At 70.6% G+C, this 26325-nt stretch carries 23 protein-coding genes; 8 read left to right on the plus strand and 15 right to left on the minus strand.

From position 1 onward, the window contains the following. Nucleotides 1-12: 12 nt before the first annotated feature. From dapC to J1M64_RS02325, 3 genes are all read right to left on the minus strand, one after another. On the minus strand, nucleotides 13-1125 hold the full coding sequence (gene dapC, locus J1M64_RS02315; RefSeq protein ID WP_206472419.1) for a succinyldiaminopimelate transaminase: 1113 nt from the start codon (nucleotides 1123-1125) through the stop codon (nucleotides 13-15). A gap of 5 nt (nucleotides 1126-1130) precedes the next feature. Continuing rightward, the gene (fdxA, locus tag J1M64_RS02320; RefSeq protein WP_067718452.1) at nucleotides 1131-1454 is read right to left on the minus strand and encodes a ferredoxin; all 324 of its coding nucleotides are present in this window, start codon (nucleotides 1452-1454) and stop codon (nucleotides 1131-1133) included. Between the two features lie 86 nt (nucleotides 1455-1540). Beyond that, on the minus strand, nucleotides 1541-4120 hold the full coding sequence (locus J1M64_RS02325; RefSeq protein WP_206472421.1) for a bifunctional FO biosynthesis protein CofGH: 2580 nt from the start codon (nucleotides 4118-4120) through the stop codon (nucleotides 1541-1543). Nucleotides 4121-4219: 99 nt separating this feature from the next. Here J1M64_RS02325 and J1M64_RS02330 point away from each other — a divergent pair, with 99 nt between their 5' ends. Together J1M64_RS02330 and J1M64_RS02335 are read left to right on the plus strand one after the other, a co-directional pair. Next, entirely contained in the window at nucleotides 4220-4876 is a 657-nt protein-coding gene (locus J1M64_RS02330) for a PH domain-containing protein (RefSeq protein WP_206472430.1), read from the plus strand. Further along, nucleotides 4873-6564: a PH domain-containing protein gene (locus J1M64_RS02335; RefSeq protein WP_206472437.1), complete on the plus strand. Its 1692-nt coding sequence runs from the start codon at nucleotides 4873-4875 to the stop codon at nucleotides 6562-6564. Before J1M64_RS02330 ends, J1M64_RS02335 begins: the two co-directional genes overlap by 4 nt. Here J1M64_RS02335 and J1M64_RS02340 read toward each other — a convergent pair. The 4 genes from J1M64_RS02340 to typA are packed head-to-tail and all read right to left on the minus strand — an operon-like array spanning nucleotide 6535 to nucleotide 11547. Next, nucleotides 6535-6936: a hypothetical protein gene (locus J1M64_RS02340; protein WP_206472439.1), complete on the minus strand. Its 402-nt coding sequence runs from the start codon at nucleotides 6934-6936 to the stop codon at nucleotides 6535-6537. The two genes, J1M64_RS02335 and J1M64_RS02340, sit on opposite strands and share 30 nt — an antisense overlap. Continuing rightward, entirely contained in the window at nucleotides 6933-7844 is a 912-nt protein-coding gene (mshB, locus tag J1M64_RS02345; RefSeq protein WP_206472442.1) for an N-acetyl-1-D-myo-inositol-2-amino-2-deoxy-alpha-D-glucopyranoside deacetylase, read from the minus strand. The genes J1M64_RS02340 and mshB overlap by 4 nt, the downstream gene beginning before the upstream one ends. After that, a complete protein-coding gene (locus tag J1M64_RS02350) occupies nucleotides 7841-9613 on the minus strand; it encodes an ABC transporter family substrate-binding protein (RefSeq protein ID WP_206472444.1) in 1773 nt (590 codons plus the stop codon). Before J1M64_RS02350 ends, mshB begins: the two co-directional genes overlap by 4 nt. Nucleotides 9614-9624: 11 nt before the next feature. Then, complete coding sequence (typA, locus tag J1M64_RS02355; protein ID WP_067718464.1) at nucleotides 9625-11547, minus strand: translational GTPase TypA; 1923 nt, start codon at nucleotides 11545-11547, stop codon at nucleotides 9625-9627. A gap of 357 nt (nucleotides 11548-11904) precedes the next feature. Here typA and J1M64_RS02360 point away from each other — a divergent pair, with 357 nt between their 5' ends. The 3 genes from J1M64_RS02360 (at nucleotide 11905) to aqpZ (ending at nucleotide 14294) form a co-directional block, all read left to right on the plus strand. Beyond that, complete coding sequence (locus J1M64_RS02360; RefSeq protein ID WP_206472668.1) at nucleotides 11905-12585, plus strand: hypothetical protein; 681 nt, start codon at nucleotides 11905-11907, stop codon at nucleotides 12583-12585. Beyond that, nucleotides 12582-13355 carry an NAD-dependent deacylase gene (locus tag J1M64_RS02365; RefSeq protein WP_206472446.1) on the plus strand — a complete coding sequence of 258 codons (774 nt, stop codon included), beginning with the start codon at nucleotides 12582-12584 and terminating at the stop codon, nucleotides 13353-13355. The genes J1M64_RS02360 and J1M64_RS02365 overlap by 4 nt, the downstream gene beginning before the upstream one ends. 150 nt (nucleotides 13356-13505) lie before the next feature. Next, a complete protein-coding gene (gene aqpZ / locus J1M64_RS02370) occupies nucleotides 13506-14294 on the plus strand; it encodes an aquaporin Z (RefSeq protein ID WP_206472448.1) in 789 nt (262 codons plus the stop codon). A gap of 99 nt (nucleotides 14295-14393) precedes the next feature. On the opposite strand, the gene J1M64_RS02375 is transcribed toward aqpZ, so the two are convergent. The 8 genes from J1M64_RS02375 to J1M64_RS02410 all read right to left on the minus strand — a co-directional run bounded on the left by J1M64_RS02375 (nucleotide 14394) and on the right by J1M64_RS02410 (nucleotide 23181). After that, the gene (locus tag J1M64_RS02375) at nucleotides 14394-15332 is read right to left on the minus strand and encodes a hypothetical protein (RefSeq protein WP_206472451.1); all 939 of its coding nucleotides are present in this window, start codon (nucleotides 15330-15332) and stop codon (nucleotides 14394-14396) included. Between the two features lie 149 nt (nucleotides 15333-15481). After that, nucleotides 15482-16711 (minus strand): acetyl-CoA hydrolase/transferase family protein, encoded by a 1230-nt coding sequence (locus J1M64_RS02380; RefSeq protein WP_120284354.1) that lies wholly within the window; start codon nucleotides 16709-16711, stop codon nucleotides 15482-15484. Nucleotides 16712-16833: 122 nt separating this feature from the next. Further along, entirely contained in the window at nucleotides 16834-17820 is a 987-nt protein-coding gene (locus J1M64_RS02385; protein ID WP_206472453.1) for a TIGR03560 family F420-dependent LLM class oxidoreductase, read from the minus strand. A gap of 79 nt (nucleotides 17821-17899) precedes the next feature. Beyond that, nucleotides 17900-19138, minus strand: a complete 1239-nt coding sequence (locus tag J1M64_RS02390; protein ID WP_163375967.1) for a glucose-1-phosphate adenylyltransferase family protein — start codon at nucleotides 19136-19138, stop codon at nucleotides 17900-17902. 163 nt (nucleotides 19139-19301) lie between these two features. Next, a complete protein-coding gene (locus J1M64_RS02395; RefSeq protein ID WP_082924023.1) occupies nucleotides 19302-20171 on the minus strand; it encodes an ABC transporter ATP-binding protein in 870 nt (289 codons plus the stop codon). A gap of 14 nt (nucleotides 20172-20185) precedes the next feature. Then, the gene (locus J1M64_RS02400) at nucleotides 20186-21235 is read right to left on the minus strand and encodes an iron chelate uptake ABC transporter family permease subunit (protein ID WP_119191763.1); all 1050 of its coding nucleotides are present in this window, start codon (nucleotides 21233-21235) and stop codon (nucleotides 20186-20188) included. Further along, nucleotides 21228-22250, minus strand: a complete 1023-nt coding sequence (locus tag J1M64_RS02405) for an ABC transporter permease (RefSeq protein ID WP_206472455.1) — start codon at nucleotides 22248-22250, stop codon at nucleotides 21228-21230. The genes J1M64_RS02400 and J1M64_RS02405 overlap by 8 nt, the downstream gene beginning before the upstream one ends. A 19-nt stretch (nucleotides 22251-22269) precedes the next feature. Beyond that, nucleotides 22270-23181, minus strand: a complete 912-nt coding sequence (locus J1M64_RS02410) for a siderophore ABC transporter substrate-binding protein (protein WP_206472457.1) — start codon at nucleotides 23179-23181, stop codon at nucleotides 22270-22272. Nucleotides 23182-23379: 198 nt separating this feature from the next. Between J1M64_RS02410 and J1M64_RS02415 the strand changes: the two genes are divergently transcribed. The 3 genes from J1M64_RS02415 (at nucleotide 23380) to J1M64_RS02425 (ending at nucleotide 26062) form a co-directional block, all read left to right on the plus strand. After that, the gene (locus J1M64_RS02415) at nucleotides 23380-23679 is read left to right on the plus strand and encodes a hypothetical protein (RefSeq protein ID WP_096905216.1); all 300 of its coding nucleotides are present in this window, start codon (nucleotides 23380-23382) and stop codon (nucleotides 23677-23679) included. 56 nt (nucleotides 23680-23735) lie between these two features. Next, nucleotides 23736-24302 (plus strand): protein-L-isoaspartate O-methyltransferase, encoded by a 567-nt coding sequence (locus J1M64_RS02420; RefSeq protein WP_256819740.1) that lies wholly within the window; start codon nucleotides 23736-23738, stop codon nucleotides 24300-24302. 62 nt (nucleotides 24303-24364) lie between these two features. Then, nucleotides 24365-26062, plus strand: a complete 1698-nt coding sequence (locus tag J1M64_RS02425) for a fumarate hydratase (protein WP_154827938.1) — start codon at nucleotides 24365-24367, stop codon at nucleotides 26060-26062. Nucleotides 26063-26325: the final 263 nt, after the last annotated feature.

Below are 26325 nucleotides of genomic sequence, written 5' to 3' on the forward strand. Positions count from 1 at the left end.
CGGGCGGCCTGCTCAGCCCAGTCGGCGCACGGCCTCGTCCACCGTCGCGTCGGTAGCGGTGAGCGCGATGCGGACGTGTCGCGCCCCGGCGGGTCCGTAGAACTCGCCCGGCGCGACCAGCACGCCGCGCTCGGCGAACCAGTCCACAGTGTCGCGGCAGGCCTCGTCGCGGCTGGCCCACAGGTACAGGCCGGCCTCTGAGTGATCGATCCGGAACCCGGCCGCCTCGACCGCGGGCAGCAGGCGTGCACGGCGGGCCCGGTACCGCTCACGCTGCTCGGCCTCGTGGGCGTCATCGCCCAGGGCGGCCGTCATGGCCGACTGGACGGGCAGCGGCATCATCATCCCGGCGTGCTTGCGCACCTCGAGAAGCTCGGCGACCAGGCCGGGGTCACCGGCGACGAACCCGGCGCGGTACGACGCGAGGTTGGAGGTCTTGGACAGCGAGTGCAGTGCGAGGAGACCGGTGTGGTCGCCGTCGCAGACACGCGGATCGAGGATCGAGGGAGCCTCGCCCTCCCACACCAGTCCGAGGTAGCACTCGTCGGAGGCGACGATCACGCCGCGGTCGCGGGCCCAGCCGACCACCTTGCGCAGGTGGTCCACGCCGAGCACCTTGCCGCTCGGGTTCGACGGCGAGTTGAGGTACAGCAACGTCGGCGAGGACGGGCCGAGCTGCATGAGCGAGTCGGCGCGAACCACCGTGGCCCCCGCCAGCAGTGCGCCGACCTCATAGGTCGGGTAGGCGACCTCGGGCACGACGACCGTGTGGCCCGGCCCCAGTCCGAGCTGGGCGGGCAGGCCCGCGATGAGTTCTTTTGTGCCGATCGCCGGTAGCACGGCGTCGGGAGTGAGCCCCGTGATGCCGTACCGGCGCTCGAGCGCGTCGACCGCGGCCCGCCGCAGATCGGGGGTGCCGACGGTCGTGGGGTACCCGGGCCAATCCGAGCCTGCGGCGAGCGCCTCGCGGATCACCGGGGCGACCGGGTCCACGGGCGTGCCGACGGTGAGGTCGACGAGACCGTCCGGGTGGGCGGAGGCGCGCGAGCGGGCGTCCGAGAGGGTGTCCCAGGGGAACACCGGGAGCGCGCGCCCGGGCGGTCGACGCTCCGGGCGCGACACCACCGGGGTCACTCCTGGTTCATGGGCGGGAGCGCCTTGACCATCGGGTGGTCGTAATCGACCTTGCCGACCTTGGCCGCGCCGCCCGGCGATCCGAGCTCGACGAAGAAGTCCGCGTTCGCGGCGTTGTACTCGGTCCACTCGTCCGGGACGTCGTCCTCGTAGAAGATGGCCTCCACGGGGCAGACCGGCTCACACGCCCCGCAGTCGACGCACTCGTCCGGGTGGATGTACAACATCCGTCCACCCTCGTAGATGCAGTCGACAGGACACTCCTCGACGCAGGACTTGTCCATCACGTCGACGCACGGCTCTGCGATCGTGTAGGTCACGTCAGCCACCTTCCTCGTAGCGGTATGACCTGAATCGTATGTCACAGGCCACGCGGATGCGGAAGCCGCCCCGCGAGACGATCGACCTATGTGACGACGGTCACCCCGACGGGTCGGTGGGCGGGTCCGTAGACGGTGTCACGACGGCGGACCGGGCGTCCGATCCCGGTGGCGATCTCCTCGATCTCCTCCGGGGTCTTGGCCGAGCCGTTCTCGGCGCCGGCCATCCGCGAGATGGTCTCCTCCATCAGGGTCCCGCCCAGGTCGTCGGCGCCGGATCGCAACATGGTCCGCGTCCCCGCGACCCCGAGCTTGACCCAGCTCGTCTGCACGTGGTCGATCGCCCCGTGCAGCATGATGCGGGCCAGGGCGTGGACCGCGACGTTCTCCTCCCGGGTCGGACCGGGCCGTGAGGCGCCGGCCAGGTACAGCGGCGCGCTGCGGTGCACGAAGGGCAGCGGGACGAACTCGGTGAAGCCGCCCGTGCGTTCCTGGATCCCACGGAGGGTCCGCAGGTGGGCCACCCAGTGGCGCGGGGTGTCCACGTGGCCGTACATCATCGTCGAACTCGACCGCAGCCCCACCTCGTGGGCGGTGGTGACGATGTCGATCCACTCGGAAGCGGGGAGTTTGCCCTTGGTGAGCACCCAGCGCACTTCGTCGTCGAGGATCTCCGCCGCGGTACCGGGGATGGTGTCCAGCCCCGCCGCACGGAGCTCGGTGAGCCACTCCCGGACCCCCACGCCCGATCGCGAGGCGCCGTTGGAGATCTCCATGGGGCTGAACGCGTGCACGTGCATGGACGGCACCCGCTCCTTGACCGCGCGGACCAGGTCGGCGTACCCGGACACCGGCAGGTCCGGGTCGATGCCGCCCTGCATGCACACCTCGGATGCGCCGGAGACGTACGCCTCGTACGCGCGGTCGGCGACCTCGGCCGCGGAGAGCGAGAACGCGTCGGCGTCGCCCTTGCGCTGGGCGAAGGCGCAGAAGCGGCATCCGGTGTAGCAGATGTTGGAGAAGTTGATGTTCCGGTTGACGACGTAGGTGACGGTGTCCCCCACCACGTCGGCGCGGATCCGGTCGGCGAGCCCCGCGACGGCGGCCAGGCCGTCCCCGGTGGCGGTCGCCAGCGCGAGATACTGCTCATCGGTGAGGCCGGCGGGGTCCGCCTCGGCTGCGCGCAGCGCGGCCACGACCTCGGCGTCGGCCCGCTCGGGGACCAGCGCCGCGGCCCCCAGCTCCGCCGCGCGGGCCCGGATGACGTCCCAGTTGCCGAAGGCCTCGCCGATGTCCGACCGGGTGTCGGTATTGCGGCCCTCGGAGTCGATCGCCGTGTGCAGATCGGTCCGTCCGCTCGAGTCCCAGTCGTCGTCGGGCTCCTGCCACGGCCGTCCCTGCGGCTGCACCACCTCGTCGTCGTCCCCCACCACGGCGAGCCCGCTCGACGGGTCCGCCAGCGCACGGACGTGGCCCGCCACCCGTGGGTCGATCCACGCGTCTCCCGCACCGACGTAGCGGGGATGCGCGGTGAGTCGTTCGGTGAGCGTCCACCCACGCGCGGCGAGGTCGGCGGTGAGCTCGTCGAGGTGCGGCCACGGCCGCTCGGGGTTGACGTGGTCCGGGGTGAGCGGAGAGATGCCGCCCAGATCGTCCACACCGGCGTCGATCAGGGCCAGCACGTCGTCGCGGTCGACGAGGTTGGGCGGGGCCTGCACCGCCACGCGCGGGTCGAGCACCAGTCGGGCGACGGCGATCGCGGCGAGGAACTCGTCGGTGTCCGCGTCGTCCGCGGCGCGCATCGCGGTGTCCGGCTTGGCGCGGAAGTTCTGGACGATCACCTCCTGCAGGTGACCGAACTCGCGGGCGAGCCCGGCCAGCGCGAGCAGGCTCTCGGCGCGCTCGGTGCGGTTCTCGCCGATCCCCACGAGGATCCCGGTGGTGAACGGCACGGCGAGGCGACCCGCGTCGGTGAGGGTGCGCAGGCGGACGGCCGGGTCCTTGTCCGGACTGCCGTGGTGGCACTCGCCCGGGGTGGTGAACAACCGGCTCGCGGTGGTCTCGAGCATCATGCCCATCGACGGGGCGACCGGCTTGAGGGTGGACAGTTCGGACCAGCTCATCACGCCCGGGTTGAGGTGCGGCAGCAGCCCGGTCTCCTCGAGCACCCGGATCGCCATCGCGCGCACGTAGTCCAGCGTCGAGGAAAAGCCGCGGGACTCGAGCCATTCCCGGGCCTCGGGCCACCGGTCCTCCGGACGGTCGCCGAGCGTGAACAGGGCCTCCTTGCACCCGGCCTCCGCGCCGCGGCGGCACAGGTCGATGACCTCGTCGGGGTCGAGGAACATACCCTCGCCCGCCGCCCGGAGCTTGCCTGGGACGGTGACGAACGTGCAGTAGTGGCAGCGGTCCCGGCACAGGCGGGTCAGCGGGACGAACACCTTGCGGGAGTACGTCACCACCCCGGGGCGCCCCTCGTCGACGAGGCGGGCGTCCCGGCGGCCGGCGGCGAGAGAGGTCAGCCGCGCCAGGTCCTCGCCCCGCGCGGCGAGCAGCACCGCCGCCTCGGTGACGTCCAGGGTGAGCCCGTCGGAGGCCCGGCGCAGGGCGCGCCGCATGGCCGACGCCGTGGGCCGGGGATCGGCGGGGTTCGGTGCGTGATCCATGCCCGTGATGATGCCCCACCTCGCGTGCGTGGCGAGCAGCCGGTGCTCCACGGGTGGTCAGGGGCCTGACGCGCGCTCCCTCCCACTAGTCTTACCGTCATGCCCGATCACGCAGTCCCCCTCCGCACGAACGGGGACCCCCTGGTGTCCAGCCCGGCCGCAGCCGACGGGGGTGCGCACGCTCTCCGCGCACCGCGCCCGGCGCTCGACGAGCGGGACGCGGGCGGCGAACTGCCGGACACCGGCGATGCACTGCTGACGAACAACCGGGTGCTGGTCACCGCGCCGCGGCACCGGATCGAGAAGCGCACACCGTTCCTCTTCGTGATCGAGGGAATCTGGTCCTGGGCGGTCCTCGCGGGCCTGCAGGTCGGCTGGTACTTCTGGGGCGACAACGTCATGGCGTTCTGGAACTGGGTGGCGCTGGCGGTGACGGTGCCGTTCGCGTTCATGGGCATCGTCGTGGCGCCGTGGTGGCGATACATCGTGGCCCGGTGGGACGTCTCGGACACGGCGGTGTGCTCACGCAAGGGGTGGTGGACCACCCAGTTCCGCATCGCGCCGCTGGCCCGTCTGCAGACCGTGTACACGACGCGCACCCTGTTCGAGCGGTGGTTCGGCCTGGCGACCGTCAACGCCTCCACCGCGTCCGCCCAGGGCACGGTGGAGATCCGGGGGCTCAACCTGGCCGACGCCGAGGCGCTGGCCCAGCACCTCATCGCGATCGCCAACCTGGACTCGGAGGACGGGACGTGACCGGGCCCGAGACGGCGCCCGGGGTGACGGCGGGGTCGGACGACGACGACGACGAGGGCGTCACCTCCGCTGGCACCGCCCCGGCTCCGGAAGCCGAACCGGCGGAAGAGGTCCTCTCGGCCGACGAACCCGCCGTCGCCGAGAAGATCGACCCGGAGGCCCCCTGGGAGCGCCTGTCGTGGCGAATGCTGCTCGTGTACCCGCTGGGCATGCTCACGCGCCTGCTCCCGCTGTTCCTCATCTCCCTGTGGCTGGGCTCCAACCGCAGCAACTACTGGTTCGAGATCGTCGTGGTCTCGCTGGTGATCCTCAGCGGCGTCCTGCGGTGGCTGTCGACCAGCTATCAGGTCGGCCGCACCCACATCATCCTGAAGAAGGGCTTCTTCAGCCGCCAGGTGGTCACGGTCGCCCGTCAGCGCATCCGGAGCGTGGACACCGAGTCCGACCTGTTCCACCGGGTCCTGAAGGTCTCGATCGTGGAGGTGGGGACCGGGCGGGCCGACTCCGGGAAGTCGGATGCCGAGCGGTTCCGCCTCGACGCCATCGACACCACACTCGTCGAGCCGCTGCGTGACGAGCTCCTCAAGCACCGACGTGCCATGGACCCCTCGCTCGACGTGGAGGACGAGGAGCAGTGGGGATCGAAATACGGCGAGGACATCGCCCGGTGGAAGGTCACCTGGTCGCGGTTCGCGCCGTTCTCCTTCATCGGGTTCGGCGTGCTGTTCTCCCTGTGGCTCATCACCTGGCAGATGGGCGACATGCACGACCGCATCATGGACCTGGCGGTGGTCGAGGGGACCATCGACTGGCTGGATTCACTGGGTCAGCCCTGGGCGTTCGTCGGCAAGGGGGTCGCGATCTGGCTGGTCGCCGGCGTGCTGGCGATCATCACCTACGCCATCCGTTACGGCAAGTACGCGCTGACCGACCGGGGCCAGCTGCTCTACGTCCAGAACGGCATCCTGCGGCGCAAGCACATCGCCCTCGACAAGGCGCGGTTGCGCGGCGTCGAGATGCGGCTGCCGGTCTACCTGCGGATGCTCGGCGGAGGCCGGCTGGAACCCATCATGACGGGCACCAAGAAGGGCGCCACCGCGTCCACCCTGCTGCCGCAGGCGCCGATCGCGGACGTGCGCCGGGTGGCGATCCGCATCCTCGGAGACGAGACGCCGGTGACCGTCCCGCTGCGGCGGCACCCGTGGAAGGCGTCCCGTCGGCGGATCACCCGGGGCCTGCTCCCGTTCTGGATCGTCGCCGGGATCATCGTGCTGGTGCGGATCGACTCGGGCCCGTCGGCGGACATCTGGGTGCGCTGGGGCATCCCCGCCGCCCTGGTGTTCTTCGTGCTGCTGTCGGTGGACCGTATCCGCATGCTCGGGCACGCGCTTCTTCCGGAGATGTTGGTGACCTCGAACGGGTCGTGGACCGCCAAGCGGTCGGTTCTCGAAGCGGACGGGATCATCGGCTGGACCGTCACGCAGTCGGTGTTCCAGCGGACGGCGCGCGTCGCGACGGTCTCCGCGGCCACCCCGGCCGGGAACGGCGTCTACTCGGTGGTCGACATCGACGCCGACGAGGCGTGGGCGCTCGCCGAGGCGCTGACGCCGGGAATCACCGACGTGTGGCACCACACCGGAGAACCCGGCGGCCGTGTCTCACCGTCGATGGGCGTCCGACGCGGGTGACGGCCACAGGGTGGCCATCCACAGCGGGACCAGGCCCCCGAACACCAGGAGCGCGAGCCCGCGCAGTCCGATCGGCACGGGCATGTCTCCCCCGGGGCCCAGGTTGATCGCGACCAACGTGAGGATCCAGACGAGGGCGGGGAACGCCGCCACGATCTTCCGCTGCGACCACATCGACCCGACCCGCACCAGGAACAGCGACCACGCCCCGGCGGCGAGGACGCTGATCGGGACCGGCACGAGCCCGACGTACATCGTCAGCCACGCCGAGGCGAGGACGCAGCCGGCAACCGAGCCGATCGCGAGGAACACCAGCGCGGCCGCCAACTCGACCACGGAGGCCGCCCGCCCGCGCGGGGCCGCGGCTGTCACGGTCGCTGCCCGCCCAGCCCGTCGAGCAGGTGCGCGGACCCGGCCGGGCACTTGACGTACGGGCCGTCGTCCTCGGCGCGGTCACGGGCGATGTACCACTCCACCTGGGGCACGGACTGCAGGACCCCGTTGGTCAGCGCGAGGAACCAGGGCTCCCCCTCGGGGCCGGGCACCAGCTCGAGCTGGGTGGCGTGTCCGGTCAGGGCGGCCAGTTTGGCGGCGTAGTCGGCGTCGTCCAGCGGGACGCGGTGGGTCAGCCTCGAGTCCGGGACGGACGGCAGTTCGTCCTCCTGCGGGTGCCGCAGGTGCGCGGGCGGCGCAGGGTGGGTCCGGGTGGTCTCCGACCGCGCGGTGACCGTCCAGGCCACGCGGGCCGGCCGGTGGGCGGCGTCCTCGATGGCGGCGTGCACCACCTCGTGGGCCCGGATGTGGTCGGGGTGGCCGTAGCCTCCCCGCGGGTCGTAGGTCACCACGAGATGGGGCCTGAAGTCGTCGAGGACGGCCACCACCTCGTCCACCGCCTCCCTGCCCGACCGCACAAACGCACGCGGGTGATCGGCCGACGGCGTCCCCGCCATCCCCGAGTCGCGCCACCGGCCGGCGCCGCCGAGGAAGCGGGTGCGGTCGACCCCGAGGGCGCGCAGGGCGCCCGCCAGTTCGCCGATCCGGTACCCCCCGAGTTGGTCGGCGCGGTCCGCGACGAGGCCGGCGAACTCCTCGCCGAGCACCTCGCCCTCCTCGCCGAGCGTGCAGGTGACGACACGGACGTCGCCACCGGCGGCGACCAGCGCGGCGATCGTGCCGCCGGTGGTGATCGCCTCGTCGTCGGGGTGGGCGTGGACGAACAGGGCGCGCACGCCGTCGGCGGGCGGGGTCGCGGTGGTCGGGGTCGCGGTGGTCGGTGTCATCCGGTCCTCTTCCAGGCGGGTGCGGTATCCGGCCGCACGAGTGGCACCCGCAGGGCCAGCTCGGCGACCCTGTCGCCCGCGGCGGCGAGATCGACCGCGGCACCCGGGGCGGGCGGGGCGCCCTGACCGGATGATCCTCCCGGCTCCGCCACGCCGAGCGCCCGATTGATCTCGGGGTCACAGACTCCGGTGACGTCGCCGGCCCGCGCGGCCGCACCGCGGCCGAGTGTGCGCGAGGGAGTGGTGGGCGTGGTGGTGACGGTGGTGGTGGCACTCGTCCGTCGGTCGGGGGTCTCCCCCGTGTCCGGGTCGGGCGGGATGAGGCTCGACACGGTGGTCGGCGTGCGGGACGGGGTTGCGGTCCTCGTCCCGGTGGCGGCCGGTCGGGTCCCGCAGGCGAAGCGCGAGACCGCGGCGACCTCGGGCCGTCCGTCGGTCCGCTGCCAGCCCACGACGCCGTCGACGAGCCCGTGCGGGAGTGCGTCCCCGTACAGGGCGGTCGCGTCCAGCTCCCACACCCGGGCACCGATCCCCGCAGAGCGCAGTTGGTCGGCGACGGTGTAGGCGGCGGTCACGGCCCGCTCGTCCGCACCCTCGACCCCCAGGGTCACGGCAAGTGGGGTCCCGTCACGTCGCCATCGGGTGCCCGTTCGGGTGAAGCCGGCGTCGCCGAGTGCGCGCTCGACGGCGTCCGCGTCGGCGGTGACGGTGTCGCCCGACCCCGGGGGGAACGGGAAGGACGACACGGACGGGTCGGCCTCCCGCGTGACGATGCGCCCGACCACCTCGGGGTCGATCGCCGCGGCCACCGCGCGACGGACCGCCGGATCGGCCACCGTCGACGCGACCGTGTTCAGTCCGAGTTCGAGCTGGGCCGCGCTCTCCAGGGGCGCGGTGGTCACTCCCGGGACCGTCGCGGCGACGTCCGCCGTCACCGGGTTCGCCGAGACGATCGCCATCACCCCGGGCCCGCCCCTCAGCGCCGCGCCGAGCTGGGCGGCTCCGGTGGCTCGTCGCACGACGATCTGGTCGACCTCGGGGGCTCTGGCCCAGTACCGGTCGTTGCGGACGAACTCGATCTGCCCCCGGCCGATGTCGGCCGTGCGGATCATGAACGGCCCCGCGCTCGTCACCGGCAGGAGTTGCATCGAGCCCTGGAATCCGTCGGGCGCACCCTTGAGGATGTGCGCGGGGAGCAGGTGGGTGAACAGGCTCCGCCAGTGCTCCGGCACGACGTCGAACTCCACATCGACGACCTTGCCGCCCGCACCCGAACGGACCTCCACGATCCGCTCGTACCCGGCCGGATCGACCACGCCGGGCTGGCTGGTCATCTGCCGCCAGAGGTACTCGAAGTCCTCCGCCGCGACGGGGACACCGTCGGACCATTGCGCCTGCTGATCGATCGTGTACCGGATGGTCGAGGGGGCGCCGGGGACTCGCGCGGCGGAGACCAGGAGATCCCGGTTGAGCGTCTGTTCGCCACCGGGGCCCGGGACGAACGCGCTGGGCAGCAGCAGCGAGGCCACGAGGTCGGTGTCCACGCCCTGGTCGGCCAGGAGGTGCGGGTTGAAGCCCGGGTCCACCCGGTTCAGCGCGAGCAGGAGACCGTCATCCGTGAGGGTGACCGACGCGCCGTCGGTGCGCTCCTCGCCCACCACCGCCGGTGGGGGCGGGTCGGCGACGCACCCGGTGACGACGACGAGGGCCAGCGCGGCGCACACCGCGGCGGCACCCCGCCGGCGCACCGACGCCCCCCTCGTCGTCATCGACTTCCGGTCTAGCCGACCGTCTGCTGGTCGCGCGACTTGGACCGGCTGCGGGCCTTGGCCCGCTCGTTGGCGGTGAGCAGGACCTTGCGCACACGGACCACCTCGGGGGCCACCTCGACACACTCGTCGACGGCACAGAACTCCATGGCCTCCTCGAGGGAGAGGTTCTTGTGCTTGGACAGCGTCTCGGTGGCGTCGGAGGAGGCCGCACGCATGTTCGTGAGCTTCTTCTCCTTGGTGATGTTGACGTCCATGTCCTCCGAGCGCGGGTTCTCCCCCACGACGACACCCTCGTAGACCTCGGAGCCGGGCTCGATGAAGAAGTCACCGCGGTCGGCCAGCCCGAGCAGCGCGAACGTGGTGGCCTTGCCCGCACGGTCCGCGACCAGCGAACCGGTGTGCCGGGCCCGGATCTCCCCGGCCCACGGCTCGTATCCGGCGGAGTACGAGTTGGCGATCCCCGCACCCCGGGTATCGGTCATGAAGGTCGTCCGGAAGCCGATGAGGCCGCGTGCGGGGACGGTGAACTCCATGCGCACCCAGCCGGAGCCGTGGTTGCTCATCTGCTCCATGCGGCCCTTGCGGGCGGCCATGAGCTGGGTGACCGCACCGAGGTGCTCCTCGGGGACGTCGATGGTCATGTGCTCGAACGGCTCGTGGAGCTTGCCGTCGATCGTCTTGGTGACCACCTGCGGCTTGCCGACGGTCAGCTCGAAGCCCTCGCGGCGCATGGTCTCGACGAGGATGGACAGCGCCATCTCGCCACGACCCTGCACCTCCCAGTCGTCGGGACGCTCGGTGTCGAGCACCTTGAGCGAGACGTTGCCGACGAGCTCCTGGTCGAGGCGCGCCTTGACCATGCGCGCGGTGAGCTTCTTACCGCCGTTCCGGCCGGCCAGGGGCGAGGTGTTGACGCCGATGGTCATGGAGATGGCGGGCTCGTCGACCGTGATGGCCGGGAGGGCGACCGGGTTCTCCGGATCCGCCAGCGTGTCACCGATCATGATGTCGCTGATGCCGGCGACCGCGACGATGTCACCGGCGACGGCCTCCTCGGTGGGCACCCGCTCGACACCGTCGGTCTTGAGCAGCTCGGAGATCTTGACGGACTTGGTCTCCTGCTCGCCGCCCGGCAGGTTGTGGATCCACGCGACCTGCTGCCCCTTGCGCAGCCGGCCGTTGTGGATGCGCACGAGACCGATGCGGCCGAGGAAGTTGGAGGCGTCCAGGTTGGTGACGTGGGCCTGCAGCGGGGCGTCGGCGTCCCCGCGCGGGGCGGGGATCACGTCGTAGAGCAGGGCGAACAGCTCGTCGAGGTTCTCCCCCTCCGGCTCCTGGCCGTTGGCCGGCTGGGTGGTGGACGCCTTGCCGGCGCGGCCGGAGGCGAAGACCACGGGCAGCTCGAGCGCGTGCTCGGCGGCGGCCTGGGCGGCGGGGTCCTCCAGGTCGGCCGCGAGATCCAGCAGCAGGTCCTGTGCCTCCTCGACGACCTCGTCGATCCGGGCGTCCGGCCGGTCGGTCTTGTTGACGACGATGATGACCGGCAGGGAGGCAGCGAGCGCCTTGCGCAGCACGAAGCGGGTCTGCGGTAGTGGCCCCTCGGAGGAGTCGATGAGCAGGACGACGCCGTCGACCATGTTCAGGCCACGCTCGACCTCGCCGCCGAAGTCCGCGTGACCCGGGGTGTCGATGATGTTGAAGACGAGGTCCGCGCCACCGGCACCCGCGCCGTGTCGCCGCACGGAGGTGTTCTTGGCGAGGATCGTGATGCCCTTCTCACGCTCGAGGTCGCCCGAGTCCATGACCCGGTCCACGAGCTCCGCGCGTTCGTCGAACGCGCCGGACTGGCGCAGCATCGCGTCGACGAGTGTCGTCTTCCCGTGGTCGACGTGGGCGACGATTGCGACGTTGCGGAACTCGGTCAAGGCCATACGCTGGGTTCTCCCTCGGAGGCTTACGGGCGCCCGGGGCGGCTCGTGGGCCGCCGGGCTGGTGGTGGGAATCGACGGCGCTAGTCAGCCGCGATCCACAGGCGCGTCCGGTCGAGCGCGCGTGCGGATCCACTTTACCCGCTGATCCGGACGATTCCCCCATCCTGAGACCACCCCGACAGTGCGGACGCCCTGTGTGTTATTTACATCACCCATAACTTCTGTAACATCAGCACCAGATCGCTCATCTGCCCGACTCCCGGTGCCCGTGACTCGGGACACTTATGAGAATATCTAGCGGTCGACCGGTCGGCCCGTCCGCCGGTCCGCCCGCCCATCCGAAGAATGGACTCGCCAGTGATCCGCCACTCGCTCAGGACCTCGTTCCGGACCATCGGTCTCGGGGCCGTCGCCGCCGTCGCGGTCGGTCTCGCCGCACCCGCCACCGCCAGCGCGCAGTCGCTCGACGAACTGGGACGCCCGACCGAGCCCGTGCTCCAGGCGATCGAGAACCTCGCCGAGCAGCAGTGGATCCCCGAGGAGACCCGGGGCACCATCGCCCGTGCCGTCGGGTTCTTCCGCGGCACCGGCGAACCTGGCACCCCGATTCCCGAGAACGGCCCGGTCATCGCACAGTTCGCCTACCCCACGATCATGCAGCGGTGCATCGGCGGTGAGCAGACCGCCGTCGGTGCCGCGACCGCCGTGCCCGGCCCGGCCGATCTGCCGCTGCCCGGCATCGCCCCCGGCCATCTCGGTTTCATCTTCACCGCCCTGGGCACCGAGGGTGTCGCGGCCCAGCAAGCCCAGCCCATGACCGTCGACTGGTTCAACGTCAACAACGGCCGTCGCGGTACCACCGTCCTCGGGTACAACGGCCTCAACGAGGGGGGCCCCGCCACCGTCAACGGTGTCGCCGACACGGGCCCGGGCCAGGTCCTCATGCTCCTGCAGGGTGGCGTCACCACGAACCTGGAGGAGGGCGGGACCGCCAACTGCGTCGCCTTCCCCACGGTGGGGACCGCGTTCGTCCGGTGACCGCCGACGGTAGCGGGCCCCACCCCGTCGCCGACCAGGACCTGACCGAGGCCCGTCTCGCCCTCGCCGGCGACGGGCCTCTGGTCGTTCTCAGCGGCGCCGGGATGAGCGCGGAGAGTGGTGTGCCCACCTTCCGCGATGCCCAGACCGGCCTGTGGGAGCGGTACGACCCGTCCGCACTGGCCACGCCGGAGGCCTGGACACGTGACCGGGACACCGTCTGGGCCTGGTACCGCTGGCGCGAGCGCCTGGTCTCGGGCGCAAAGCCGAATGCCGGGCACGTCGCGGTGGCCCGCGCCCAGGCCCACCGTGACGTGGTGGTGGTCACGCAGAACGTCGACGACCTCCATGAGCGCGCCGGATCGAGCCGGGTGCACCACGTCCACGGGAGTCTGTTCGCCCACCGCTGCGACACCTGCGACGCGCCGATGGAGGTCGGCCCTCCTCCCGCCGAGCCCGTCGACCGCCTCACCCCGCCGAACTGCGACCGGTGTGGCGGGCGCGCCCGACCGGGCGTGGTGTGGTTCGGCGAGATGCTCCCGGGCCGGCCCTGGGACGCTGCGGTCGACGCGGTCACCTCGGCCGCGGCGGTGCTCGTCGTCGGCACCTCCGGCCTGGTCCACCCCGCGGCGTCACTACCCGGGCTCGCCGCCGACGCCCGGATCCCGGTGGTCGAGGTGAACCCGGGCCCCTCGGGACTCGGCTCCGAGGTCTCGGTCCACGTCCGGGCCACCGCAGGGCAGGCGCTTCCTCACCTCTTGGCACCCTGATCCCCTCGGGCCGCCCTTCCGGCCCTGCCACACACCGGCTGGCGGAAACCTCTCTGGGGCCGATAGAACGCGCTAGCGTAGCGCGCAGGGACCCACGCCCGGAGTTCCCGCTCCTCCGTTCGCACGGAGGCCAGGACCGGAGGTCACCTCATGTCTGATTCGTCCCCGGCAACCCCGTCTACCGCCCCGGCCATCATCGCGGTCATCGCCGCCGAGTTGATCGGCACCTTCTGGCTGGTCCTCGGCGGTTGCGGCACCGCCGTGTTCGCGGCGGTCCAGATCGCCACCGCCGATACCGGCGACGTCCCCGTCGGCGTGGGATACCTCGGGGTCGCGATCGCGTTCGGACTGACCGTCCTCACGGGTGCGTACGCGTTCGGCCACATCTCGGGCGGTCACTTCAACCCCGCCGTGACCATCGGCGCCGCGGTCGCGGGCCGACTTCCCTGGGCGAAAGTGCCCGTCTACATCGTCAGTCAGGTCGTCGGGGGTCTGGTCGCGGGCGCGCTGATCCTCGTCGTGGCGAGCGGAAAAGACGGATTCGAGGCCACCGGCAGCATGGCCGCCAACGGCTACGGGGCCAACTCGCCCGACGGCTACGGCCTGCTCTCGGCGCTGCTCATCGAGATCGTGCTCACGGCCCTCTTCGTGTGGGTCATCCTCGGCGCCACCGATCACCGGGCCCCCGCCGGCTTCGCGCCCGCGGCCATCGGCCTCACACTGACGCTGATCCACCTCATCTCCATCCCGATCACCAACACATCGGTGAACCCGGCACGGTCGACGGCCGTGGCGTTCTTCAACGGGGGCGGCGCACCGGGCCAGCTGTGGCTGTTCTGGGTGGCACCGATCGTCGGCGCCCTGATCGCCGGAATCCTGTACGGCCCGTTGTTCGGCGCTCGCGGGCTCAACAGTCGATCCGCGGCCGTCTCGGCCTGACGCACCGCCGACGGGGTCAACACGAAGGGCCCGAGGGAGAACTTCCTCCCACGGGCCCCTCATCGATGCGGCCGCTCCGAGGCGCGAGGCCTCCTCCGGTCAGTGGCGGGGTTCATCCCCGCGGGTCCGGCCCAGCATCTTGTCCACGATGCCCGGCTTGTCGTCAGGATGACGGTCCGGATCGACGGTGTCGCCGGGCGTCCCGGTCCGGTGCCCCGACCTCGCCTGCGGATCAGAACCACCGGGGACATCGTCGGTCCGGGCGTGACGCCCGCCGGCGTCACCCACTCCGGCGCCGGGTGCTCCGGCGGCCCCGGCGCCCGCTCCGTGGCGGCCCCGGTCACCGGAGTCGATACCGGACCCGGAAGTGGCGGACGAGCCCATACCGGTCCCGGTGGCCATCCCTCCGTGGTCGGTGCCACGGCCACGCCCCTCGTCGGGGACCCGGTCGCCGCGCAACGCACCGCGGTCGTGATCATGGGTGAGGTCGCCACCGCGGTCGCGGTCATGGGTGAGGTCACCGCCCCTGTCGCGATCGTGGGTGAGGCCCCCGTCGCCGCCATGGTCGCGATCGTGCGTGAGACCCCGGTCGCCACCGTGGTCGCGATCGTGCGTGAGACCCCGGTCGCCACCGTGGTCGCGATCGTGCGTGAGACCCCGGTCGCCGTGGTCGCGACCGCGGTCGAGGTCATCAGCACGGCCCTTGGGATCGAGCTTCTCGGCGGTCTGTTCCATCCGCCGAACATCATGCTTCTGCTCGTCGACGGTGCCGCGCTGCCGCTCGGCCTCCACCCGGAGCTTGTCGGCCTCTGCGGCCTTCGCACGGGCCTCCTGCTCAGCCGCGCCCGCCCTGTGCTCCTGCTCGCGGACGACCGCGTCCTGCTGTTCGAGCTGCTGCTCGCGTTCTCGTGCGCTGCGCCGCAGTTCCGCGGCCTCGGTGAGCTTCTTCCGGTTGCTGCTCTTGACGGCCATCGCGATGAGCGCGATCACGATGATCAGCGCGATCACCCCGATGATGATCCAGATGATGGGGTCCACAGCTGCCTCCCTTTCAGGGGTCGGGTTGCGTCTGGAACGTAACCCCGCCCCCAGACGGGTGCCACCGGTCGCGCCTGCGGCGGCAACCGCCCGGCACCCGACAAGCGCCCGTCCGGCACCCGCGGCACCGGCCCGGCGCCCGGGGGCGACTAGTGGTGAGCCCGCGGGAGCAGTCCCGCCTCCCGCGCCTCCCGGCTGAGCCGCTCCCGGTGATCCGGGTGCGCCACAGCGATCAGCGCCGCGGCCCGCCCGGCGACCGACTTGCCCCTCAGCTCCGCGATACCGAATTCGGTGACGACGTTCTCGATGATGTTCTTGTGGGTGGTGACCGGACTGCCGGGCGTGAGCGACAGGGAGATCCTGCTGACGCCCCCGGAGGTCTGCGACGGGGTGACGATGAACCCGTGGCCTCCCGGGGAGAACGTGCAGCCCCGGGCGAAGTCCGCCTGTCCCCCGGCCCCCGACCAGTACCGGCCGCCGATGGTCTCCGAGGCCGCCTGCCCGAACAGGTCCACCTCGCTGGTCGCGTTGATCGAGTAGAGATTGTGCTCCTGGCCGATCACCCTCGGGTCGTTGACGATATCCACGGGGAGCATCGCCACAGACGGGTTGTTGTGGAGCCAGTCCATGAGTCGCTGCGACCCGAGGGCGAAGGTGGTGACGTGCTTGAACGGCCGCCCCGTCTTGCGCGACCCGTCGATCACCCCGGCCTCGACGAGGTCCATCACCCCGTCGGACAACGCCTCGGTGTGGATCCCCAGATGACGGTGATCCGTCAGCCGGGACAGGAATGCGTTCGGCAACCTGCCGACCCCGAGTTGGAGACAGGCCCCGTCGGGGACACGCTCGGCGATGACGTCCGCTATCGCGTTGTCCGTCTCCCCCGGTGGCGGCGCCTCCATGGTGATCATCGGGGTGTCGTTACGGGTCACGCCCACCACCTGGGAGATGTGGATGTGGTTGCGCCCGAAGGTGCGGGGCATGTGGGAGTTGACCTCGACGAAGAACGGCACCTGGCCGATGAACGAGGCCACGTAGTCGGCGTTCGTGCCCATCGAGAAGAAACCGTGCTCGTCGATCTCCGACACCGTGGCGATCGCCAGACCGGGAGGAGAGAACTCGCGCAGCGTGGCCGGCACCTGCGCGAAATCGACGGGGATGAGGTCGCAGTGGCCCCGGTGGAAGTTCTCCCGCGACCCGCGACCCAGGAAGTAGTCGACATGCCGGAGCCTGCCCGGGTAGGCCCCCTCCATGAACGGCAGCGACTCCCAGGGGTCCATGTGGTGGACCGTCACGTCGTCCAGTCCGGCGGCCCCCGCGTCCAGCGCCCGCAGCAGCGCGGGTGGGGCGGCGTTCTGGATGGGCACGATGACGTGCATCCCCGGCGTGATGTGGTCGAGGACCGTCTCGGCCGGACGCTCCTCGTACTCGACGTTCCTCGTCACTGACCCCTGCTCTCGTAGTTCCGGACGTCGCGGTGCGGTGACACACCCCGGCGGTTTCAGGACAGGGCCGGGATGACCTCGCGCTCGAACAACTCGAGTCCGGAGGTGTCGGTGGCGATCTCGGGGAAGTAGAAAATGCCGTACTCCATTCCCAGCGCCTCGAGCTCGGTCAGCTTCTCGACGATCTGCTCCGGCGTCCCCACCGCCGGGAGCCCGCGGTACGCGCCGAGCTGAAGCTCTGCCTCGTCCTCACCGACGTGCGTCGCCATCCGGTCCTTCAGGTACGCCAGCCGATCCGCGACGTCCTTCTCGGTCTCCTCGATCGCCACGTTGTAGTTCGCGGTCCGGGTGATTTCCGCCGGGTCACGACCGATGTCCCGACAGTGCCCGAACAGCACCTTCGACTTATGGTCGAAGCCCTCGGCGGTGCCGTCGAAATTGGTGTAATCCGCGTACCTCGCGGCGGTGCGGAGGGTCTTGCGCTCGCCCCCGCCCGCGATCCACAGGGGTATGCCGCTCTCCTGCAGAGGCGTCGGCTGCACGATCGCCCCTTCGACCCGGTAGTGCTCGCCGTCGAGTGAGACCACACCGTCGGACCACGCCTCGGACAGGATGCGCACACCCTCGTCGAGCATGGCCAACCGCTCACCCGCGGAAGGGAATCCGTAGCCGTACGCTCGCCATTCGTGCTCGTACCAGCCCGCGCCGATCCCCATCTCCACCCGGCCGCCGGAGATGTGGTCGACCGTCGCGGCGATCTTCGCCAGCAATGCCGGGTTGCGGTATCCGAGGCACGTGCACATCTGACCCAGCCGGACCCGGGAGGTGGTCGCACCGAGCGCCGACATCAGGCTCCATGCCTCGTGCGTCGCCTCGGTCGAGGTGAGGGGCGCGGTGTGCATGTGGTCGTACACCCACACCGACTCCCACGGCCCGGCGTCCGCGCGGGCGGCCAGGTCGGAGATGACCGGCCAGTGACGGGCGGCCGGCACGTCGACCAGGTCGAGGCGCCAACCCTGGGGCAGGAACAGTCCGAATCGCATGGAGCCGAGCCTAGCCCCGGAACCCGGCCCGGGTGGCCGACCCACGACCGGTTCCGACGGGTGGGCCAGCGCTACCAGATCAGACGCTGCGGTCCTCGTCGTCGTCATCGGGTGGGTCCAGCGTGCCAGCGGCGAGCACGAACCCGGCCGGACGGGGTCCGTCCGGGGCGCTGCCCAACAGCGCGACGCGCACCGTCGACTCGGTCGCACCGGGCTGCCGTTCGCCGATCCTCGCGTCGACAGGGACGTCCACGTCGGCATCGACGACCGCGGTCTCCACGTGCGCACCGGACCGGACCACGGCACCCGGCAGGATGACACTGTCGCGGACCCTCGCACCCGCCTCGATGACCGCCCCGGGCCCCACGACGGAATGCTCGACCGTCCCGTGGACCACCGCGCCGTGGCCGAGCAGCGACCCGACGACCTGCGCCGCCTCCCCGGTCCGGGCGGGACCGCTGAACGCCGACGCGGTCCGCAGGGACCACCCCGGGACATCCAGCTCGTGGACCGGGGACTCGCCGAGGAGGTCCATGTGGCCGGCCCAGTAGGACTCGACGGTCCCCACGTCCCGCCAGTACCCCTCGTGCCGCCACTCCCGGGCGTGCCCCGCCCCCACCATGGCGGGCAGGATGTTGTCCCCGATGTCGCCCAGGTCCCCCGCGCCGCCGGCGGTGACGACGTCCTCGTGAGCCCGCTCGAGGTAGCTGATCAGGGCGGTCGTGTTGAAGACGAAGATCTCCGCGCAGATCAGGTCGCCGTCCGGATCGTCCGGCTTGTAGCGGTACTCGGTGACGGCCCCGTCCTCGCCCACCCGGACCACGCCGTAGCGGGAGGCGTCCTCGGGGGCCACCCGAGTGGTGACCATGGTGAGCTCGGCGAACGAGTCCAGGTGGTCACGGACCAACTCGTCGTAGTCGAGGCGGTACACCGCGTCCGCACTGACCACGACCGTGACGTCCGGGGCCGCCTCGCGCAGGGGCTCGATCTGCTTCCACAGTGCGTCCGCGGTCCCCGAGTGGAACCCGTCCCGGCCCGTGCCCTGCGACGGGTGCAGCACCAGCAGCCCGCCGTCGAGTCGATCGAGATCCCACGGGCGGCCGCTCCGCAGATGGGACCCCAGGGACACCGGGTGGAACTGCTGCACCACCCAGACATCCCTCAGGCCCGAGTTCGCGGCATTGCTCAGGGAGAAGTCCACCAGCTGGTACCCGGCCCCGTAGGGGACGGCCGGCTTGGCCCGGTCCCGGGTGAGCGCGCGGAGCCGGGAACCGGCTCCACCTGCGAGGACTATGGTGACGACCGACAGCGGCGCCATTCGAGGTCTCCTCTCCGGTCAGGCGTGGGACTACCCACCCCATGCGAGTACGACACTCTAACCGGACTGCGGCGTCATCCCACCGGTCGCCCGGCACCGTGTGACCGGATCGGGCCGCGGCGGATCAGGCGGTGGGCTCAGGCAGTGGGATCAGGCGGTGGGCTCAGGCGGTGGACAACGCCGCGCCACACTCCTCCAACTCGTCCTCACCGTCGAAGTACAGGGCCACGTACCGCCCGGCGACCTCGGCGACCTGCATCTCCATGTCGTAGACCGCCTTGAGGACATCGGTACGCATGATCTCGGCCGGGGTGCCGTCGGAGACGATCCGCCCGTCCTTCATGGCGATGATCCGGTCCGAGTACGCGGCGGCGATGTTGATGTCGTGGATGACGAGCACGATGGTCTTGCCCCGCTCCGCGGCGGTGCGACGCAGCAACCGCATGATCGAGGTGGCGTGCCGGAGGTCGAGGTTGTTCAGAGGCTCGTCCAGCAGGACGTAGTCCGTGTCCTGTGCCAGCACCATCGCGATGTGCGCCCGCTGGCGCTGGCCACCGGACAACTCGTCGAGATACCGGTCGGCGAGGTCCTCGAGTTCCATCGCCCCCAGGGCGTAGTCGACGTGCTCGGCGTCGTCCGGTCCGGGCCGGCCACCGTTGTGCGGAAACCTGCCGAATCCGACGAGCTCCCGCACGGTGAGCCGGATGGAGACGGCGTTCTCCTGGCGGAGCACCGCGAGGCGGCGGGCCAGCTCACGCCCACCGTTGACCGACACGTCGACGCCGTCGACGAGCACCGTTCCGGAATCCGCCGCCTGGAGCCGGCTCATGACACCCAGCAGCGTCGACTTCCCTGCGCCGTTGGGCCCGATGAGAGACGTCACGCCACCGTGCGCGAAGCACGCGGTCACGTCGTGCAGGACCCGGGTGTCGCCGTAGGACGAACACACCGACCGCGCCTCGATACCGCAACCGGCCGACCACCGGTTCTCACCGGATCGGTCGTCACGGCGTCGGAACGGGAGAAGGGACATGATGTGCCTCTCTTTCAGCGTGCGCGGTTGGTCAGGAGCAGGAACAGGAACAGCAGGCCGCCGGCGAACTCGATGACGATGCTCAGGGCGGACTCGACGCCGAGGGCGCCGAGGACCATCTCGCCCCCAGCCAGGGCGATCACGCCCAGCAGCGAGGCCACCGGCAGGGTGAACCGGTGCAGGGTGGTGCCGAGCAGGGCGTACGCCGCGTTGGCGACGATGAGCCCGAAGAACATCACCGGCCCGATCAGGGCCGTGGAGGCGGACACCAGGAAGGAGACCACCACCAGGACCACGATCGTGACCCGGCGGTGGTCGACGCCGAGCGCGACGGCGGGATCGCGCCCCAGCAGCATCACGTCGAGCCGACGACCGAGGATCGCCACGGCCACCAGCCCGCCCACCACGATGACCCCGCACGCCACGAGCACGTCGAGTTGGACGCCCCGGAAACTCGCGAACATGGCGTCCTGGATCTGCAGGTAGGCAGCCGGGTCCAGCAGGCGCTGGAAGAACGAGGAGGCGGAGCGGAAGAACACGCCGAACACCACACCCACCAGCAGCAGCAGGTGGATGTCCGTCCTCCGACCGCCGAGCAGCCACAGGTACAGCGAGGTCGACGCGACCACCATGATCGCGGTCTGACCGAGGAACCCGGAGAGACCGCCGCTCGTCAGGCCCCCGATGACGGCGGCATCGCGCGGGATCATGAAGAACACGAGCATGGTCTGGATGAGCAGGTACAGCGAGTCGAAACCCATCAGCGCCGGCGTGAGGATCCGGTTGCCGGTGACGGTCTGGAAGATCACCGTCGAGACCCCGACCGCGACCGAGACCAGAACGATCGCCACCGCGTGGCGCGACAGTCGGTCGAGGGAGTAGGACCACGCCCTCGAACCGACGGTGTCCGGCAACCCGGAGAGGACGAGTGCGGCGAGCGCCGCGATGGCCGCGACAGCACACACGAGGGTCACGATCCACCGTCGACGGCGGTCGGCCTCCGCTCTCGTCCGCCCCCGGGTGAGGCTCTCCGGCGGTGCGACGAGGATGGCGGTCTCAGGCATTGCGCACCCCTCTCAGCATCATGGCCAGGAACACGGCGCCGCCGAGGATCCCGACGATCGTCCCGACGGGTATTTCGCCGGCACCGGGGGCGCCGCCGGCGAACAGCCCGGGCAGCGACCGGCCCACCATGTCGCAGATCAGGACGGTGACCGCCCCGAGCAGTGCCACGAGGGGCAGGCCCCGTCGGGCGTCGTCACCCACCAGTCGTGAGACGACGTTGGGAACGACGAGCCCGAGGAGCGGGAGGGCACCGACGGTGACCACGACTACGGCGGCGACCGCCGCCACGATCGCCATCCCGACGGCGACGACGGTCTTGTGGTCGAGCCCGAGACCGGTCGAGACGTCCTCACCCAGGCCCGCCACGGTGAAGCGGTCAGCGGCGATGTAGGCGAGGACACCGAGGACCGCCACCAGCCACAGCAGCTCGTACCGCCCGGCCAGGACCGCCGAGAAGTCGGCGAGCATCCACGAGTTGAGCATCTGGAGAAGGTCGCGCGACAGGGCCAGGAAGGCTGCGACCGCCCCGATCACGGACCCGAGCATGATGCCGATGAGCGGCACCACGAAGGAGTCCGAGACGGGGACACGACGGATGCAGGCGAGGAACAGGGCGGTCCCGGCGAGCGCGAACACCATGGCCACGAGCATCTTGGCCACGATCGGGGCGCCCGGCGCGATGATCGCCACCACCACCAGGCCCAGCCCCGCCGATTCGACGGTCCCCGCGGTCGACGGTTCGACGAAGCGGTTGCGGGTGAGCAACTGCATGAGCAGACCGGCGATCGCCAGCGACGCCCCCGCGAGGGCGGCGGCGGCGGTGCGGGGCAGACGGGCCTCGACGAGATAGACGCGGTGCGCCTCGGTGAGCCCGCCGGTGAGCGCGTCCCACACGGTGATGTCGGCCGCGCCGACGAACACGCTCGCGACGAGCGAGAGCACGAGCGCGACGACGCCGAGCGCCGGCCACAGCGAGGTGCGCTGCGGTCGGCGCTCGACCAGGGTCGTCGTCATGAGAAGTGGACTCCCACCGTCAGGAGACGGCGGAGTCGATCTCGTCGATCATCGACTCGAGGACGCCGATGCCGCCTCCGACGAGGTACCAGTTCTGGCCGTCCAGGAAGTGGACGTTGTCGTTGGTCGCGGCGTTGGTCCGGTTGAACAGCGGGTTGTCGAGCAGGGCGGTGGCCGCCTCGCCCTCGGCACCGATCGCGGCGTCGCGGTCGATGACGAAGACGTGGTCGGGGTTCAACTCGGCGATCTGCTCCCAGCTCAGCGGCGCGCCGTGGCTGCCCTCGGACTCGAGCTCACCGGCGGGCGTCATGCCGAGTTCGTTGAAGATGAGGTCGAAGCGTGAACCCGGTCCGTACCCCGTGACCTTGCCACCGGAGGTCATGAGCACCAGCGCCGTGCCCGCGCCCTCGGCCTTGGCGCGGGTCTCGGTGACCATCTCGTCGATCTCGGCGAGCTCGTCCGCGGCCTTGTCCTCGGCCCCGAACAGCGCGGCGATCTCCTCCACCTTGGCGCGGTTGGAGGCGATCGTCTCGGCGGTGTCCGGGTCGCCGGCGATCACCTGGTCGGAGATCTTGGCGAACTCGGGCTCCATCGCGCGGGTGCGGTTGCCGAACAGGATGAGGTCGGGCCCCAGTTCGGCGATCACGTCCATCTTCGGCTCCTTGAGGCTGCCGATGTCCGTGTACTCGTCGCTCGCGTAGGCGTCCAGCGCCTCCGGGAAGACCCCGGTCTTGACCAGGCCGACCACGCGATCCTCGAGATCGAGCTCATCCAGCGTATCGGCCGCGGCGTGGCTGGTGAGCACGACGCGGGTCGGCCCCTCCCCCTCGTTCCCGGCGGACTGTGCATCCGAGCTCCCGCAGGCGGTCAGTGCGCCACCGGTCAGGGCGATGGCGGCCGTCGCTGCGACGAACTTGGGGAATCGCTTCATGTCACTCCAAGGTTAGTTCGGTAGGTTAGGCTCACCTTAAACACCCTCGCGGCTCCTGGGCAAGTCTTAAGTATGGCTTACCTCACTTGGAAAGCATTGTCCGCTCCACAGTCCCCGAGTACCGGGTGGCTCTCCGGCTCCCCCGGGGTGCGGGGCGACCGGATGCGACGGGCCGGCGGACGACGCACAATCGACGGTATGAGCACCGAACGCGAGTACGACCAGGACACCGACGGCGACTACGACGAGAACACGCTCGACGGCAGCGAGGGTCTCGACGCCGACACCATCTCGACCGACGGTGAGGACCTCACCGTCGACGCGCCGGAGTCGTGGAAGCCCGTCGAGGAGAACGACACCCTCGACGAGAAGCTGTCAGCCGAGCGCCCCGACGTCGACGCCGCGGAGCGCGAGGACAAGGGCGTCGCCGAGGAGCCCCACGACCAGATCGACGACCTCGACCCCGAGGGCGAGACGCGCGTCCTCGGCGAGGCGTAGAGCCCGGGCGGGGCGATCAGCCCCGCCGCCATGCCCCGGGGGGAGGAGGTCTCGCGGTGAGCACCCCGAGCATCCCGGAGGCGATGCGCGCGCAGGATCGCCGCCGATTCCTCCCGCCGGAGGTCGTGGCCGATCACGAACTCGACGCCCCGCTACCGATCGGGTTCGGGCAGACCAACTCCCAGCCGTCGACGGTCGCGGCGATGCTCTCGCTCCTCGAGCCGTTCCCCGGGATGCGGGTGCTCGACGTGGGCTCGGGCAGCGGGTGGACCTCGGCGATCCTCGGCGAACTCGGGGGGCCGGATTCCTCCGTGTCCGCCGTCGAACTCGTCCCCGAGCTGGTCGAACGCTCCCGGGCGGCGATACGTCAACCGTGGGTGCGAGTCCACCCCGCCGAGCCCGGGACACTGGGACTTCCCTCCCTCGCCCCGTTCGACCGCATCCTCGTCTCCGCGATGGCCGACGACCTCCCCTCGGAGCTCGTCGAGCAGCTCACCGCGAACGGGGTCATGGTGGCGCCCTGGGCCGGGGTGATGCACCGCGTACGCCGTACCGATGACGGCATCGACGTGACCGAGCACGGCGGGTACCGGTTCGTCCCCCTCCTCCACACCCGATTCTGACCCCGTGACCCCGGCCACTATCCTGGGGGAAGTTTGTCCACCTCCAGAACCAGGAGCCCCTGATGGCCGACTTCCTCTACGAGGACCTTCTTCCCGTCGGGGAGGACACCACCGAGTACCGCCTCCTCACCACCGAGGGTGTGTCGACGGTCGAGGGCCCAGACGGCATGACCTTCCTGCGGGTGGACCCCGAGGCCATCCGTCTGCTCACCGAGACGGCGATGCACGACATCTCCCACTACCTCCGTAGTGACCATCTGGCCCAGGTCGCCAAGATCCTCGACGACCCCGAGGCCAGCGACAACGACAAGTTCGTCGCCCTGGACCTGCTCAAGAACGCCAACATCGCCGCGGGCGGCGTGCTCCCGATGTGCCAGGACACCGGTACGGCCATCGTCAAGGGTGAGCGTGGCCAGCACGTTCTCACGCCCGGTCCGGACGAGCAGGCCGTCGCCCGCGGCGTGTACGACGCCTTCACCCGGCTCAACCTGCGCTACTCGCAGAACGCCCCCCTCACCATGTGGGACGAGAAGAACACCGGTTCCAACCTGCCCGCGCAGATCGAGATCGGCGCCAACACCACCCCGGGCGGCGAGAACGCCTACAAGTTCCTCTTCATGGCGAAGGGTGGCGGATCTGCCAACAAGTCGTTCCTGTACCAGGAGACCAAGGCGATCCTCAATCCCGAGCGGATGATGCAGTTCATCGAGGAGAAGATCCGCTCCATCGGCACCGCCGCGTGCCCGCCGTACCACCTGGCGATCGTGGTGGGCGGCACCTCCGCCGAGTTCGCGGTCAAGACCGCCAAGCTCGCCTCCGCGCACTACCTGGACGAGCTCCCCCGTGAGGGTGCGATGACCGGGCGTGGCTTCCGTGACGTCGAGCTCGAGGAGAAGGTCTTCGAGCTCACCCAGCAGATCGGGATCGGCGCGCAGTTCGGCGGCAAGTACTTCTGCCACGACGTCCGCGTCGTCCGCCTGCCCCGCCACGGCGCCTCGCTGCCCGTCGCGATCGCGGTGTCCTGCTCGGCGGACCGTCAGGCCAAGGCCAAGATCACCCCGGAGGGCGTGTTCCTCGAGCAGCTCGAGTTCGACCCGGGCCGGTTCCTGCCCACCACCACGGACGCGGAGCTCGACGCCGCAACCGACGGCATCTCCGGCACCGGCAAGGGCGCCGCGGTGCGGATCGACCTCAACAAGCCGATGCCGGAGATCCTCGCCGAGCTGAGCAGGCACCCGGTCAAGACCCGCCTGTCCCTGACCGGTCCGCTGGTCGTGGCCCGCGACATCGCGCACTCCAAGATCAAGGAGCGGCTCGACGCCGGCGAGGAGATGCCGCAGTACCTCAAGGACCACCCCGTCTACTACGCCGGACCGGCCAAGACGCCGGAGGGCATGCCGTCGGGGTCGTTCGGGCCCACCACCGCCGGCCGGATGGACTCCTACGTCGAGCAGTTCCAGGCGGCGGGCGGATCCATGGTGATGCTCGCCAAGGGCAACCGCTCCAAGCAGGTCACCGACGCGTGCGCGACCCACGGCGGGTTCTACCTGGGCTCGATCGGTGGTCCGGCCGCGCGTCTGGCGCAGGACTGCATCAAGCACGTGGAGATCCTCGAGTACGAGGAGCTCGGCATGGAGGCGGTGTGGAAGATCGACGTCGAGGACTTCCCCGCCTTCATCGTGGTGGACGACAAGGGCGAGGACTTCTTCGCCCACACCGGCGAGGTCACGCTGACGATCGGCAAGCGCCCCGGCCTCTGACCTGCCCGCGTTCCCGCGTTCCCGGGTTCCCGCAGATCCGCTACCCGTTTTCCGGATCCGCTACTCCAATTCGAGTAGCGCGGTGATTGTCAACCTGTTGTGAGTCATTCAGGCGGCGATGAGGGTTGCGGCGATCGGTGGGATCGTCAGTCGTGAGCCGTCGTTTGCCAGGTTGATCGTGACGGTGGTGTTCGGGGTGGGGATCTGGGGTCGTTTGCGGTAGCGGCCCGCGTGCTGGCGGTAGTGCTCATCGAGCCTGGTCT

This window comes from Dietzia sp. KRD202 (genome assembly GCF_017168155.1).
Classification (GTDB): Bacteria; Actinomycetota; Actinomycetes; order Mycobacteriales; family Mycobacteriaceae; genus Dietzia; species Dietzia kunjamensis.

Bases quoted from the DNA above. Each gene is read 5' to 3' on its own strand.
- J1M64_RS02325 (WP_206472421.1), bottom strand. From the start codon at position 4,120: ATGGATCACGCACCGAACCCCGCCGATCCCCGGCCCACGGCGTCGGCC.
- J1M64_RS02415 (WP_096905216.1), top strand. From the start codon at position 23,380: ATGAGCACCGAACGCGAGTACGACCAGGACACCGACGGCGACTACGAC.
- mshB (WP_206472442.1), bottom strand. From the start codon at position 7,844: ATGACACCGACCACCGCGACCCCGACCACCGCGACCCCGCCCGCCGAC.
- J1M64_RS02395 (WP_082924023.1), bottom strand. From the start codon at position 20,171: ATGTCCCTTCTCCCGTTCCGACGCCGTGACGACCGATCCGGTGAGAAC.
- J1M64_RS02330 (WP_206472430.1), top strand. From the start codon at position 4,220: ATGCCCGATCACGCAGTCCCCCTCCGCACGAACGGGGACCCCCTGGTG.
- J1M64_RS02385 (WP_206472453.1), bottom strand. From the start codon at position 17,820: ATGCGATTCGGACTGTTCCTGCCCCAGGGTTGGCGCCTCGACCTGGTC.
- J1M64_RS02350 (WP_206472444.1), bottom strand. From the start codon at position 9,613: ATGACGACGAGGGGGGCGTCGGTGCGCCGGCGGGGTGCCGCCGCGGTG.
- J1M64_RS02425 (WP_154827938.1), top strand. From the start codon at position 24,365: ATGGCCGACTTCCTCTACGAGGACCTTCTTCCCGTCGGGGAGGACACC.
- J1M64_RS02390 (WP_163375967.1), bottom strand. From the start codon at position 19,138: ATGGCGCCGCTGTCGGTCGTCACCATAGTCCTCGCAGGTGGAGCCGGT.
- aqpZ (WP_206472448.1), top strand. From the start codon at position 13,506: ATGTCTGATTCGTCCCCGGCAACCCCGTCTACCGCCCCGGCCATCATC.
- J1M64_RS02405 (WP_206472455.1), bottom strand. From the start codon at position 22,250: ATGACGACGACCCTGGTCGAGCGCCGACCGCAGCGCACCTCGCTGTGG.
- J1M64_RS02410 (WP_206472457.1), bottom strand. From the start codon at position 23,181: ATGAAGCGATTCCCCAAGTTCGTCGCAGCGACGGCCGCCATCGCCCTG.
- J1M64_RS02380 (WP_120284354.1), bottom strand. From the start codon at position 16,711: ATGCACGTCATCGTGCCCATCCAGAACGCCGCCCCACCCGCGCTGCTG.
- J1M64_RS02400 (WP_119191763.1), bottom strand. From the start codon at position 21,235: ATGCCTGAGACCGCCATCCTCGTCGCACCGCCGGAGAGCCTCACCCGG.
- typA (WP_067718464.1), bottom strand. From the start codon at position 11,547: ATGGCCTTGACCGAGTTCCGCAACGTCGCAATCGTCGCCCACGTCGAC.